The organism is Clostridium sp. ETTB3 (assembly GCF_053571985.1).
Window position 1 is genome coordinate 2,135,510 of the sequence record NZ_CP199832.1, and the last position, 14,524, is coordinate 2,150,033.

Genomic DNA, 14,524 nt, shown 5'->3' on the forward strand with positions numbered 1-14,524 from the left:
GACAAGTTTCAAGTGGCAAGTTAATGTTGAAATTCCTTAGGGAATTTCTTAATTCATTTTTCAAAATTCAACCTAGTTGAATTTTTTCATTAACTTATCACTTGCCACTTGTCACTGTCAATTCATAACTAATTTATAGCCTATTGAAATTCTGTTTCTGTTATTTCATCATCTAAGTTGATTACCATAACATTCGTTCCTCTTCCTGCTCTATTTTGGATTCTTATTTCTTCAATAAGAACATTTTTATTTTCTTTATTTTTTGTAATTAATATAACTTGACTATTGTTATCTTTATCTATAGCTATTTCATCATTATCATTAGCTATTAATCCTATTACTTTTCCTGAAATAACTTCATCATCATCTTTTAAGCTTATTCCAGTAACACCAGATGCAACTCTTCCCATTGTATTTACATTATCACTTAGGAATCTTATTGCCATACCTTTTTTACTTATTATTACTATTTCAGCTTTTATATTATTATATATGCAAACAGAAATTACTTCATCATTTTCATATTTAAATTTATATGCTTGACACATTGAATAATTTCCATCATATTCTTTTAATGAAGTCTTTTTTATCATTCCCTTTTTAGTAAAGAAATACACCCTATTTCCTTCTTCAAAATTCTTTACTGAATGCACATCTATTACTTTTTCCTTTTTATTGTATCCTTCAATAATATTTTCTAATAAAATTTCTTCTTTTACAACATTGGAAATTAAAAATGATGGAATTTTATATACATTTCCTTCATTAGTAAATAGTAATAATGTACTTGCTGAATCTGTGTTTACTTTTAATCTATCACTTGATTTTGCCCTAGCAAATCCTTTTAAATTTCCTTTGGCAGTAACTCCAACACTAAATGAAATAAATTCAAATTCACTCACATATTCAACTTCTGTTATTTCATCTTTTTCTATTAAATTAAATAATTGAGTTCCTAATATATTTCTTGGACTATCTTCAATTGCAGGAACTTCTAAACTAAACTTTAATCCCAATTTAGTTTTTACTTTTAAAAATTCTCTTTCATTATCATTTTCTAAAAGAGCTATATTTAATACAAATTCATTTTCTTTTAATTTAATTGCTTGAATTTTAGTATAGTTAGTTTGAAACTTATTTAAACTACTCTTCTTAATTATCCCTCTATTAGTTATGAATTGAATGCTCTTATTACTATCTAAAACTCCAACTGAAATTGCTTCAATAATTTTTTCTTCATCTAAATTTAATGTTTTTATTAGTGAATCTATTCTTTCACCTTTTTCTTTCCATTTACCCTCTGGAATATTTATACCCTTAACTTGATACATATTACCCCTATCAGTAAATAAAAGAATATTTTCTGTAGTATTAGATTTAAATAAAAATTTAAGTTCATCCCCTTCTCTATAATCAATATCTTCTGCCTTTGCATTTGATCTTTGATAAGTTTTAAGAGGAATTCTTTTTATAAATCCATCTTTAGATAATGTAACCATAACATCTTCAACCACTATAAGTTCTTGTAAATCAATTTTAGCTTCACTATCATCTTCAACTAACATAGTTCTTCTAGGATTTCTATACTTATCTGTTATTTCTTTTAATTCTGTTTTTATAACTTCTAAAAGTGTTTTATCATGTGATAATATTTTTCTTAATTTCTTTATAGTTTTTTCAAGTTCTGTATATTCTTTTTGGAATACCTTTATTTCAAGTCCAGTTAATCTATAAAGCATAAGTTCTAATATTGCTTCTGCTTGAGTTTCTGTAAATCCAAACTTTTCAACTAAATTTACTCCTGCATCTTTCTTTGACTTAGATTCTCTAATAGTTTTTATGATTTCATCTAAAACATCAATTGCTTTAATAAATCCTTCAACTATATGGAATCTTTTTTCTGCCATTGCAAGTTCTCTTATACTTCTTTTTGTAACTACATCTCTTTGATGATTTACATAATGTTCTATTATTGTCTTTAATCCCATTGTTTGTGGCTTTCCATTTGCTAATGCAACCATGTTAAAGCTTATATTACATTGTAAATCAGTTTTCTTAAATAAATACTTTAATATTTTGTCTGCTGTTTCATAATCTGCTGCTTTTTTTAGCTCAACAACAGCTCTAATACCACTTCTATCTGATTCATCTCTAATATCTGTAATAGCTTCTAATGCCTTTTGATGCTTTTTATCACCAGTCATTTCAGATATAGTTTGAAGTATTTTTGATTTATTTCTTCTATAAGGGAATTCTGTTATTACAATTCCATATCTTCCATTTTCAAGTTTTTCAATTGCAGTTTTTGCTCTTAATGTAACTTTTCCTTCTCCTGTTTCATATGCTGATAACAATGACTTTTTACCTATCAGTACACCACCTGTTGGTAAATCAGGGGCCTTTATATATTCCATAAGTTCCTGTGTAGTTATTTTAGGATTATCTATATAAGCAAGAACACCATCAGTAACTTCTCCTAAATTATGAGGTGGTATATTAGTTGCAAGTCCAACAGCAATACCAAATGTTCCATTTACTAAAAGATTTGGATACCTTGCTGGTAGTACCTTAGGTTCCATTTCACTATCTGAGTAGTTAGGAACCATCTCAACTGTTTCCTTATCTATATCTCTAAGCATTTCCATTGCTATTGGTGATAATCTTGCTTCTGTATAACGCATTGCTGCTGCTCCATCACCATCCATTGATCCAAAGTTTCCATGTCCATCAAACAATGTTTCTCTTGTAGAAAAATTTTGTGCCATAAGTACCATTGCATCATAAACTGATGTATCACCATGTGGATGGAATTTACCTAATACATCTCCAACTATTCTTGCACTTTTATAATAAGGCCTATCTGGAAATGCCTTTAAAAGATACGCTCCATAAAGAATTCTTCTATGAACCGGCTTTAAACCATCTCTTACATCTGGAAGTGCTCTATCCTTAGCAACTTCAACAGCATATGGAAGATAATTATCTGGCATTGCCTCTTCAAGTGGTATTCTTAAAATATTATTATCTCTTGGTATGTTATGTACCTTTTTTGCCATAACTTATCTCCTTTCTTGATTTAAAACTCTGCGTATTTATACATATAATTCTTTCTTGGTTCAACAACATCACCCATAAGAAGTGAAACCATCTTTTCTGCTTTTGCTGCATCTTCTATTGTAACTTGGAATAAAGTTCTTGTTTCTGGATTTAATGTTGTGTCCCAAAGCTGATCTGGATTCATTTCTCCTAATCCTTTATATCTTTGAATTAATGCACCTCGACCTATTTCTTTTTTTACTTTTTCTAACTCTTCATCACTATAAGCATATTTTGATATTTCTTTACCTTTACTATTTTTATAAACTTTATATAAAGGTGGTTGTGCTAAATAAAGGTGACCATTTGCTATTAAAGGTCTCATATATCTATAAATATATGTCATCCATAATGTTCTAATATGAAATCCATCTACATCAGCATCACTCATAATGATTATCTTATCATATTTTAAATCTTCTTCTTTATAATTTTCTAAAGTTCCAGTTCCTATAGCAGTATTAAATATTTTAAGTTCTTCTGAGGCTAGTACATTTTCAAGCTTTTGTTTTTCAGTATTCATTATTTTACCCTTTGAAGGCATTATAGTTTGGAATCTTCTATCTCTGGCTTGCTTTGCCGAACCTCCTGCTGAATCTCCCTCAACTACAATAAATTCATTTACTGTATTATCTTTTAATGTACATACAGCTACCTTTCCTGCTAATGGTGCTGTTCCTTTACCTATTTTTTTCTTTTCAGCTTCATTTATCTTTTTTATCTTTTCTCTTCTTTGAGCTGCTGCAAGAGCATTATTAATAAGACTTGTTGCAACCTCTTTATTATCTTCTATCCACTCACAAAGCTTAGTATAAGCAAGATCATTCATCATTGTATAAGCTTCTGAACTTCCAAGCTTAGTTTTTGTTTGTCCTTCAAATACAGCATTTGTTATTTTTATTCTAACAATAGCTGTCATTCCTTCTCTTAAATCATCGCCTTCAAATTCTTTATCTTTTTCCTTAACAAGCCCTAATTTTTTTGCCCATTCTTTAAAAGCTCTTGTCATTCCAGTTTTAAATCCTGATTCATGAGTACCAGCTTCAGTTGTAGGAATATTGTTTACATAACTTGCAATATATTCTGTTGTAGAATCTGTAAATTGCATACAAACTTCTCCATACATACTTATATTGTTTATTGTTCTTTCACCTTCAAAAAGAATTGGTGTTTGATGAATAGGCGTTTTACTTTCATTTAAATAATCTATAAAATCAAGTAATCCTCTTTCTGAATAATATTCTTTTTTAATTTCTTCATCTTTTCTATTATCAATAAGTTCTAATCTTATTCCTCTATTTTGGAATGCTAACTCTTGTAATCTTTCATCAATAATATCAAATTTAAAATCTGTTGTTGAAAATATTTCACTATCTGGCTTAAAAGTAACCCTTGTACCTGTATCATTAGCCTTTCCTACAACTTCTAATGCTGTAACTGGTGTTCCTGGCATTTCCTTTTTTAATTCTTTATCATAAGCATATTCAAATCTTTGCTTATATATCTTTCCATTTTGATGAACTTCAACTTCTAGCCACTTAGATAAAGCATTAACAACAGCAGCACCAACTCCATGAAGTCCTCCAGAAGTTTTATAATTCTTATTATCAAACTTACCACCAGTATGTAGTTCAGTAAACACCATTTCTACTCCTGATTTCTTTTTTATAGGATGTATTCCTGTAGGAATTCCTCTACCATTATCTATAACAGTTACACTTTTATCTTTATTTATTATTATAGTTGCTTTATTTCCAAATCCATTTGATATTTCATCTATGGAGTTATCTAAAATTTCCCATATACAATGATGCAACCCCTTTGTTCCTGTTGAGCCAATATACATACCTGGCCTAATCCTAACAGGTTCTAACTTTTCTAATGACGTCAAATCTGTTACATCATATTTACTATTAACTTCATTACTCATATAAACCTCCAAAATTATAACCTATTAACATTTAAGTAATAATTTAGATATAATTATATAATTTTATAATATCAAAATCAAACTAATGTTCTTTATTAATCTTTATAATTTTATCATATTTTTTGTTTTACACAATTTTTTCTTCACTAACTATTATCTATTTATTTAATTAAAATTCATAAAATATAACTTAATTATTACAAAGTAGTATTAATTAGCTTATTTATATATTATCCTTAATATTTAAAATTACAAAGTATTTTACTTGCACTACTGCATTATATTTCAAAAATTCCTAGAGTACAAACATTATAAATAAATATTCAAAAAAAAATCAAATTTTCTTATAAACAAATATAATATAAGAAAATTTGATTTTTTATTATAATTTATACAATTCCTTGTGCCATCATAGCATCAGCAACCTTTTTAAATCCTGCTATATTTGCTCCCATTAAAATATTACCCTCATGACCATATTCTTTTGCAGCCTCTGATGAATTTTTATAAATATTAATCATAATATTTTTTAATTTACTATCTACTTCCTCAAATGTCCAAGATAATCTCATACTATTTTGAGACATTTCTAAAGCTGAGCAAGCTACTCCTCCTGCATTTGCAGCTTTTGCTGGTCCAAATAATATTCCACTATTTTGGAACACTTCAATAGCTTCTAATGTAGATGGCATGTTAGCACCTTCAGCAACAACCTTAGTTCCATTTTCAACTAATATCTTAGCTGATTCTGCATCTATTTCTCCTTGTGTTGCACAAGGTAATGCTACATCACATTTTATTGTCCAAATATTTTTGCATCCTTCAAAATATTTTGCTGTAGGAACATAATCTAAATATTCCTTTATTCTTCCTCTTTTAACTTCTTTTATTTCTTTAACAACATCAACATTGATTCCATTTTCATCATAAACATAACCATTTGAATCACTTAATGCAACTACCTTTGCCCCTAATTGTGTTGCTTTTTGTGTTGCATATATTGCAACATTTCCTGATCCTGAAACTACAACAGTTTTACCTTCTAAAGAAAGGCCATTATCTTTCATCATTTCATCAGTAAAGTAAACTAATCCATATCCAGTTGCTTCTGTTCTTGCTAAGCTTCCACCATAAGATAGTCCCTTTCCAGTTAAAACTCCTTGGTCATTAGCATTTCTAACCTTCTTATAATATCCATATAAATAACCAATTTCTCTTCCACCAACACCAATATCTCCTGCTGGCACATCTGTATCTAATCCAATATGTTTACATAATTCAGCCATAAAGCTTTGGCAAAATCTCATAACTTCTCTATCTGATTTTCCTTTAGGATCAAAATCTGATCCACCTTTTCCTCCACCAATTGGTAACCCAGTTAATGAATTTTTAAATATTTGCTCAAAACCTAAAAATTTAATTATACTTGCATTAACACTCTTATGGAATCTTAATCCACCTTTATAAGGTCCTATAGCACTATTAAATTGAATTCTGTAACCTCTATTAACTTGTACATTCCCTGCATCATCAATCCATGGAACCCTAAACATTATTTGTCTTTCTGGCTCCACAATTCTTTCTAATAACCCCTCTTTAATATATTCTGGATGCTTATCAAATACTGGTATTAAAGAAAGTGCAACTTCCTTTACTGCATCCAAAAATTCCTTTTCATTGCTATTTCTATTTTCTACTTGTTCTAGTACACTTAAAACATATTCTTTTCCTGTCATAAGTTTACCCCCTTAAAAATTTATTACCACTTATAATACTACACTATTTTTATTACTTTTCCCATATAAATATAATCATTTTTTATATTTTTTAACTTTAATTATATTTTATCTCACTAAAAAAACAGAATGACTTGGCAAAATTAATGAAGTATAATTTTAAAAATAAAAAAGGCTTTGTATAAATCACAAAACCTATTCATCACTTAATAATTTATTATTTTCTATAAGTTCATTTATTAATAAAAATATATTTTTGCTTGAATCATTTTTGTCAAAAGATTTACATGCAGCTTTCATGCCTTCAAGCTTATCTTCATCATTTAATAATTCAATTATAGACTGCCTACAACTTTGCCCATCCTTTATTCTTACTGCCATATTATGTTTTAATAAAAACTCAGCATTTTCTTCTTCCTGTCCTGGAATAGCATCAAAAACGGCCATTGGAATATTACATGCTAATGCTTCTGTAACTGTTAATCCACCTGGCTTTGTAATTATTATATCAGAAGCTTGCATATACTTATTAATTTCATCTGTAAAGTATATTAATTTAGTTTTCTTAGGACTATCTTCTACAATTTTTTCAAAATTATTATATAGCTTTTGATTTTTCCCAGTGACTAATATAATTTGAAAATCTAAATCAATATCAATTATATTTTCATATACATCAAATACATTATTAACACCAAAACTTCCTGCCATCATTAATATAGTTGGTAAGTTTTTATCAAATCCTAATTCTTCAATAACTAATTGCTTTTCTTCTTCTTTAAAGAAAACTTCATCAATAGGTATTCCATATGAATAAATATTTTTAAGATTTACTCCTTCATTAACCATCTTTCCTACCATATCATCATTTGAAACAATATAAGCATCAATGTCTTTACTTATCCAAGCCTTATGTGGAGCATAATCTGTCATTATACAAATTAAAGGTATATTTATTTCACCCTTAACTTTCAATCTTGATACCATTTCTGTAGGAAATGGATGTGTTGTTATTATAACATCTGGCTTAAAATCTTCTATTAATGGCATTAACTTATTTGCAAATATATTATTTAATCTTGCTACAAAATTAGCTAATTTATGTTCTTTATTTGTTAAATCGTATAATTTCCCATATAACTTTGGAGTTTTAGTTGCTAAATATAAATATCCTGAAGTTATTGTCTTATTCAAAATGGGACTTATATACAATAAACTATCAACAATTTCTACATTTATGTTCTCGCCTTGCTGAATCATGTAGTTTTCTATGGCTTTAGAGGCCCTCATATGCCCTCCTCCTGTAGATGCCGATAAAATAAGAATATTCATTATTAAGGTCCCCCTAACAATTAAATTTATATAATTAATTAAGTATTATATCACAAAATTTAAATATTAACATTATTGATATTACAAACCATAAAATACCTAAACTCACCATCAGAGTTATAACAATATAGCTTTATTTAATATATTTAAATTGACATTTTTGATTATATACTTCATTACCCTTTTATGTACATTTTTAAAATATTTAAATATCACTTTAATATAATATAGATTTTATTTTTTTCTTAGTTAATATTTTCTATAACTTTATTATATATCATCTCATTAATAAAAAATTAATTTTTTATTAACAATTACTTATAATTTTCCTTAATTTCTTCTTAATAAAAACAAAAAAGAGGAAAATAGTAAAATAAATCTCTATTTTCCTCTTTGTTAACTTCTTTATTTTTGCATTTCTTCAATTATTTTTTTTATATATCTAAATTTCTTTCCTTTACTATATAAAAAAATTGGAATACTTGAAACTATTCCTATAATACTTCCACAAATAATATCCCACATAGTATCATGTAAACTATTATTTTGTGATAAAAATCCAAATAACTGATCTGTTGAAAATTCCCATATTTCCCATACTGCAGCTGCTGCTATTGCAAATATAATTGAAAATAATGCTGGAGCATAACTTTTACATATATCCATTCCTTTTCCATTAGTTATATGTAAAAATATTACAAATCCAATAGTTGAAGCTACAACTCCAGATAACAAATGTAAAATCTTGTCATACATTGGTATTATTTCATAAAACTCAAAAATACTTCCTAAATACATAGAACCTACAATAAATATAAAAAGCAAATAAAAACTTACTCTAGATTTTTTCAAAAAAGTCCTTTTATAAACAAAATACATAAGCCATAATGTAACTGCCATTAATACAACTCTAAAAAGTTTATCTCCATTAAAAAATATAAAATCACATATTGCCGTAATAATAAGTGCTACCATTGTAAATAAATTTATAATAAGAGCTTTGTCTTTACTCATTTTCATTTAAAGTACTCCTCTATTTAATATATTTTTTTTACTTTTTAATATAAGAGCACTAATTGCTCCAAATACTAATCCTCCCATATGTGCTGAATTGTCTATATTACTTAATATTATACCAATTATTATATTTACAATAACAACTTGAGCTAAATTTATTATATATTCTTTTCCTATTTTATTTTTATTTCTAATTCCAAAAATAATCATTGCTCCAAACAATCCAAATATTGCTCCTGAAGCTCCAACACTTATTGAAGCAGGATTAAACATATAACTAAATATACTAGATCCTATAGCAGAAATTAAATATATAATAATATATTTAACCTTTCCAAAAGCATATTCTACTTCTGCTCCAATAATTTTTAATGCATACATATTAAATGTTATATGAAGCAATCCCCCATGTAAAAATGCACATGTTAAAAGTCTCCATACTTGTCCCCTATCAATTAATACATTTAATTTAGCTCCAAATGATAAAAGTGTTAAAGAATTTATATCTAATAAATTCTTTGATACAAGTGCAGTTATTAAATACATTAATACATTAATTCCTATTAATATATTTGTAATTAAACTATCTTTGTATTTAGTTTTTTTATTATTTTTAGTAAGACTATCAATAATATAAACAAGTGGTTTACAGCTATTATCGCTGTAAACTACTTGTTTTTTGTCTTTTGAATAAATTATTTTATTAAAACCTTTGTTAATAAATGATTCTGCTTCCTTTGTTGCATATATTACAACATTAAGTGATATTTTTTTAAAATAATTTTTTTCTAAAAACACCTTTGCTTCTTCATACTCAAAATCACAATCATTATATTTGCATACTATTACTGCATAAACAAAATCATTATTTTCAAGTATTGCCATCCACTTACTAGAATTTAAGTATTCACTATAATAATCTTTAATATAAAATCCAGAATTTTGGGTTAAATTCTCAAATAATCCCTTTTCTAATTTATTCATATTTATATTTCTTTCTCTAACATATCTAGCAATTCATTAAATCTATTTATTGTAGCTTCTAAAGGCTTAGATGTAGTCATATCTACTCCTGCCTTCTTTAAAATTTCTATTGGATAATCACTTCCTCCACTCTTTAAGAATCCAACATACTTTTCAACTGCATCTTTTTCACCATTTAAAATACTATTTGCAAATGCTGATGCAGCTGCATAACCAGTTGCATATTGATATACATAAAAATCACTATAAAAATGTGGGATTCTTGACCATTCAACATCAATATCTGAATCTACAACCATATCTGGTCCAAAATATTTAACATTTAACTCATGCCATTTTGCATTATAATCTTGTGCTGTTAGTGGAAGTCCCTTTTCAAAACTTTCATGCGTATATAATTCAAATTCAGCAAACATTAATTGTCTAAATACTGTAGTTCTTATTTGTTCTAATTCTTGATTTATTAAATAAAGCTTTTTCTTTTTATCAGTTTCTTTATTTATTAAATGATGGATTAATAATGCTTCATTTGTTGTTGATGCAACTTCTGCGCAAAATAAAGTATATCCTGCATAATAATAACTTTGTTCTTTTCTTGAATAATAAGAATGTATTGAATGACCCATTTCATGCACTAATGTTGATACATCATTAAGCTCATAATTATAGTTTAATAAAACATATGGCTTAGTATCATATCCCCCCCATGAATACGCTCCTCCACGCTTTCCTTTGTTTATATACTTATCTATCCATCCACCATTTATTCCACCTTGGAATATATCTAAATATTCTTTTCCTAATGGATTTAAACCTTCTACAGCCATTTCAACTGCTTTGTCAAATTCTACACGTTCCTTTGGAACTTCTATAACTGAAACATATAAATCATACATATGCATTTCTTCTAATCCTAAAAGTTTCTTTTTCAATTTAACATATCTATGAAGTGATGATAAATTATCATTTATAGTTTTAACTGCATTAGTATAAACTTCTGTTGGAATATCATTAGGCTTTAATGATGCTTCTAATGCACTATTATAATTTCTTATTTTTGCTCCAAAATTAAATACTTTTATTGAACTTGATAATGTTGTTGCTAATGTATTTTCAAATGATTTATATTCACCAAATAATCTTTCAAATGCTGCTTTTCTAACATTTCTATCTTTTGATTTTATAAATGAAGAATAATTTCCTTCTGTTAATTCAACTTCTTCTCCATCTTCATCCTTAATATTTCCAAACTTCATATCTGCATTTGTCATAATATTATGAATAGATGATGGAGCATCTAAACAATCTGATGCTGCAGCTAATAATTCTTCTTCCTTTTTATCTAATACATGTGGCTTTTCTTTTAATATATTTTCTATCAATAATTTATAAGGCTCTAATCCCTTATTTTCATTCATTAGCTTTTCAATAGTTCCATCAGGAAGTGCTAATATTTCTGGTACAACATATGCTGTATATGTTGCATATTCAGCCATATATGCATCTATCTTATTCATCATTGCTTGATATGTTGTATTACTAGTATCTTCATCACTTCTTAAATGTGCATATACATATATTTTTTCAGCTTTTCTTGAAGTTTTTTCATTTACCTCAAAATATTCTTCTAATACCTTTGCATCTCCTAATTTTCCTTCAAAATCCTTTAATTTAGGAGCTTCTTCTTGTAATTCCTTATATTCCCTTTCCCATTCTTCATCACAAGAATAAATTTCATTTACAGCCCATTTATCCTTTTCTTGAATTTCCCCTCTTTTCTTCAAAACCTTACTTTCCATATTAATTTACAACCTATCTTTATAGGTTTCTCCTTTCTATTTATATTCTTCTTCTTTACCTTCAATATCATTAAAGGCCTTTTCCATTGCTTCTTCTATTAATTCTATACAAAGTGATAATTTCTCACTTATATATTCATGCTTATCTTCATATTTAAAACTTACTAAATATGTAGGATTATATTCATCCTCAACTTCTTCTATTTTAAATCCTTCTTCTTCAAATAACTCCAAGTTAAACATATCATATATTGCTGAATATTCCCATTCTTGAACATCTTTATTTGTATCGAACTTTATATAAACTGTATCTCCTTGAACATAAAAACCTTTTATATATTCCGCACCTTCTGATACATTAAAGCTTCCTAATTCCTTAGTTACAAATCCTGTTTCATTATCCTTTTCCATTAATATTAAACTTGAATAATCCATTATTAATAATCTCCTTCTTTATCTTTATCTTAATTGTAAAATTTATTTATTTTATATTAATTATAAGTTTGCTGTGCTAAATATACAATATTTTCTTTACTTATTTACATATTATGGTAATATATAAATATATATTAAAACTATTTTTATGGAGGTTATTTTTATGAATACTACACATACATTAAAAAATAAAAATGTAATTAAATTAAACAATAGAAAAAATCGTATTCATCAAAGAAATAAAAAAATACTTATAACTTGTATTTTATTATTAACATTAATTATTATAGGAACCTCCTTAAAAAATATGTATGTATCTTTTAGATGTTCTAATTTTATTTATTCTTTGGATTATTATTTTACTCATTGGAAAGATAAAGACCTTAGACTTATAGAAGTAGAATCTTTTTCAGTTATATCTAAAAAAAATAATACTGTTGAAATAGAAGCATATGGTTTTACTTATGAAAAAGCATATGAAAAAACTTATTTAATTGGAACCTTTACTCAAGATTCTAAAGGACGTTGGCAAATGAAATCAGTTAAACAGAAGAGTTAGTTGCAAGTGACAAGTTTCAAGTTTTAGGTAGAAATTCTCTAGAGAATTTCTTAAATTTATATTTTTTCCTTAACTTGCCACTTGTCACTTATCACTTACTTTAAGGTTATTTTTCTAATAAATTATCAAACTCCCTACTTACGTTCCAAGTATGATAATTGTTTCCTTCTTTTATGTGATTTTCTATAAAATTTTGTAAATCTACTTCTTCTTCAATAAATTCATCTAATTCTAATTTTACAGTATCATCTTCTGTAAATTCAATATTAGTAATTTCTCCTTGCTCTATATCTTCACTACCATAGCGAAAAACTACTCCTAACTCTATTAACGTATCAAATTTTTCTTTTAATTCTTCAACTTTATCTTTTGTCATAAATTTTCTCCTTATACTATCACTTTTAATAATGTTATAGTGAAATTCGTTCCTTTTCCAATCTCACTTTCTACTGCTATACTACCACCATGTGCTTCTATTATCTTTTTACTAAGTGATAATCCAATTCCTATACTTTTAGGATTTATTGAATTTTTCCCTTTATAAAACCTTTTAAATATATTTTTAATATCTGATTTTTCAATTCCTTCTCCATTATCACTTATTGTTATACTAATAGACATTGGTGTTTCTTCAAGCATAATTTTAATTTTACCATTTATATCAGTATGTTCTATAGCATTTTTTATTATATTGCTTAAACTTTCAGCAATCCATTTTTTATCATGAAAATAATATCCTTCATTATTAAGTATTAATTCTATGCTTTGATTTTTATCATTGGCACTTACCTTTAACGGTTCTATAGCATATTTTATACTGTCACTAAGTGGTATCATTTCTTTATTATAACTTACTGCATTGCTTTCTATTCTTGCATATTTAAGTAAAGTTGTTATAAGCCAATCCATTCTATCTAACTGTTCAGATGTCATTTCTATAAATTTACTTTTTGTTTTACTATCCATATTTTCATGATTTTTTAATATATCATTATAAGCTATTAAAGCTGAAAGTGGTGTTTTTAACTGATGTGATATATCATTTATTATATCTTTTAAATTTATTTTTTCATTCTTTAGATCATTTAATGCATTTTCCAGTCTTTCTCCCATATGAGTAAATTTATTATAAAATACATAAAAGTCTCCCTCTTCAAACTTAAACTTACTAAAATTAAAATTTCCTTCAACCATTTCATCAGCTCTTTCACCTAACATTTTTATATTATTGAATATTGGTGAAATAATTTTAAAAATCAATATATTTATTACTATAAAAAATACTCCCCATAATAATATTATAGTTAAATTAAAATTACTATAACTATCTTTAATAACAGGATTTTTTATTGAACTTAAATTTTCAGTATAATAATATTTATCTAAAATATTATTTCCTATTGTATAATATTGCTCTATATTCCCTTTAGTTATTATTGGAACTATTTCTTCTTCAAGTTCAGGATTATTTGAAATTATTGCACCAACCAAAGCTGTATTTTGATTTATATATTTTTTATTTATCTCATTAAACCAATTATATGTTATAAAAATAAAAGTTGATAAAAACACTAAAAAGGTTAGAAAGCTAGTTACTATAATAAGTTTTACTTCCTTATTTCTAAATAAAATCATA

The 14,524-nt window shown here is 26.5% G+C and carries 11 protein-coding genes; 1 reads left to right on the top strand and 10 read right to left on the bottom strand.

The features are described from left to right. Positions 1-140: 140 nt before the first annotated feature. The 8 genes from ACUN06_RS10530 to ACUN06_RS10565 all read right to left on the bottom strand — a co-directional run bounded on the left by ACUN06_RS10530 (position 141) and on the right by ACUN06_RS10565 (position 12,329). Positions 141-3,056, bottom strand: a complete 2,916-nt coding sequence (locus ACUN06_RS10530) for a DNA topoisomerase IV subunit A (protein WP_449389756.1) — start codon at positions 3,054-3,056, stop codon at positions 141-143. Between the two features lie 20 nt (positions 3,057-3,076). Then, complete coding sequence (locus tag ACUN06_RS10535) at positions 3,077-5,026, bottom strand: DNA gyrase/topoisomerase IV subunit B (RefSeq protein ID WP_294160811.1); 1,950 nt, start codon at positions 5,024-5,026, stop codon at positions 3,077-3,079. 389 nt (positions 5,027-5,415) lie between these two features. After that, complete coding sequence (gene gdhA, locus ACUN06_RS10540) at positions 5,416-6,762, bottom strand: NADP-specific glutamate dehydrogenase (protein WP_294397942.1); 1,347 nt, start codon at positions 6,760-6,762, stop codon at positions 5,416-5,418. Positions 6,763-6,957: 195 nt separating this feature from the next. After that, positions 6,958-8,094 (bottom strand): MGDG synthase family glycosyltransferase, encoded by a 1,137-nt coding sequence (locus ACUN06_RS10545; protein WP_291731133.1) that lies wholly within the window; start codon positions 8,092-8,094, stop codon positions 6,958-6,960. Between the two features lie 405 nt (positions 8,095-8,499). Further along, positions 8,500-9,114 (bottom strand): hypothetical protein, encoded by a 615-nt coding sequence (locus ACUN06_RS10550; RefSeq protein ID WP_294367694.1) that lies wholly within the window; start codon positions 9,112-9,114, stop codon positions 8,500-8,502. Beyond that, positions 9,115-10,095: a rhomboid family intramembrane serine protease gene (locus tag ACUN06_RS10555; protein WP_291736077.1), complete on the bottom strand. Its 981-nt coding sequence runs from the start codon at positions 10,093-10,095 to the stop codon at positions 9,115-9,117. A gap of 2 nt (positions 10,096-10,097) precedes the next feature. Beyond that, complete coding sequence (gene pepF / locus ACUN06_RS10560) at positions 10,098-11,894, bottom strand: oligoendopeptidase F (RefSeq protein ID WP_449389757.1); 1,797 nt, start codon at positions 11,892-11,894, stop codon at positions 10,098-10,100. Positions 11,895-11,930: 36 nt separating this feature from the next. After that, on the bottom strand, positions 11,931-12,329 hold the full coding sequence (locus ACUN06_RS10565; RefSeq protein WP_294397927.1) for a DUF6762 family protein: 399 nt from the start codon (positions 12,327-12,329) through the stop codon (positions 11,931-11,933). Between the two features lie 163 nt (positions 12,330-12,492). Here ACUN06_RS10565 and ACUN06_RS10570 point away from each other — a divergent pair, with 163 nt between their 5' ends. Further along, positions 12,493-12,888: a hypothetical protein gene (locus ACUN06_RS10570; RefSeq protein WP_294367690.1), complete on the top strand. Its 396-nt coding sequence runs from the start codon at positions 12,493-12,495 to the stop codon at positions 12,886-12,888. Between the two features lie 106 nt (positions 12,889-12,994). On the opposite strand, the gene ACUN06_RS10575 is transcribed toward ACUN06_RS10570, so the two are convergent. Beyond that, complete coding sequence (locus ACUN06_RS10575; protein ID WP_449389758.1) at positions 12,995-13,264, bottom strand: hypothetical protein; 270 nt, start codon at positions 13,262-13,264, stop codon at positions 12,995-12,997. Between the two features lie 11 nt (positions 13,265-13,275). After that, a complete protein-coding gene (locus tag ACUN06_RS10580) occupies positions 13,276-14,523 on the bottom strand; it encodes a sensor histidine kinase (RefSeq protein ID WP_449389759.1) in 1,248 nt (415 codons plus the stop codon). Position 14,524 lies beyond the last annotated feature (1 nt).

Coding starts and splice junctions, on each gene's coding strand:
- ACUN06_RS10530 (WP_449389756.1), bottom strand. CDS start 3,056: ATGGCAAAAAAGGTACATAACATACCAAGAGATAATAATATTTTAAGA.
- ACUN06_RS10535 (WP_294160811.1), bottom strand. CDS start 5,026: ATGAGTAATGAAGTTAATAGTAAATATGATGTAACAGATTTGACGTCA.
- gdhA (WP_294397942.1), bottom strand. CDS start 6,762: ATGACAGGAAAAGAATATGTTTTAAGTGTACTAGAACAAGTAGAAAAT.
- ACUN06_RS10545 (WP_291731133.1), bottom strand. CDS start 8,094: ATGAATATTCTTATTTTATCGGCATCTACAGGAGGAGGGCATATGAGG.
- ACUN06_RS10550 (WP_294367694.1), bottom strand. CDS start 9,114: ATGAAAATGAGTAAAGACAAAGCTCTTATTATAAATTTATTTACAATG.
- ACUN06_RS10555 (WP_291736077.1), bottom strand. CDS start 10,095: ATGAATAAATTAGAAAAGGGATTATTTGAGAATTTAACCCAAAATTCT.
- pepF (WP_449389757.1), bottom strand. CDS start 11,894: ATGGAAAGTAAGGTTTTGAAGAAAAGAGGGGAAATTCAAGAAAAGGAT.
- ACUN06_RS10565 (WP_294397927.1), bottom strand. CDS start 12,329: ATGGATTATTCAAGTTTAATATTAATGGAAAAGGATAATGAAACAGGA.
- ACUN06_RS10570 (WP_294367690.1), top strand. CDS start 12,493: ATGAATACTACACATACATTAAAAAATAAAAATGTAATTAAATTAAAC.
- ACUN06_RS10575 (WP_449389758.1), bottom strand. CDS start 13,264: ATGACAAAAGATAAAGTTGAAGAATTAAAAGAAAAATTTGATACGTTA.
- ACUN06_RS10580 (WP_449389759.1), bottom strand. CDS start 14,523: ATGATTTTATTTAGAAATAAGGAAGTAAAACTTATTATAGTAACTAGC.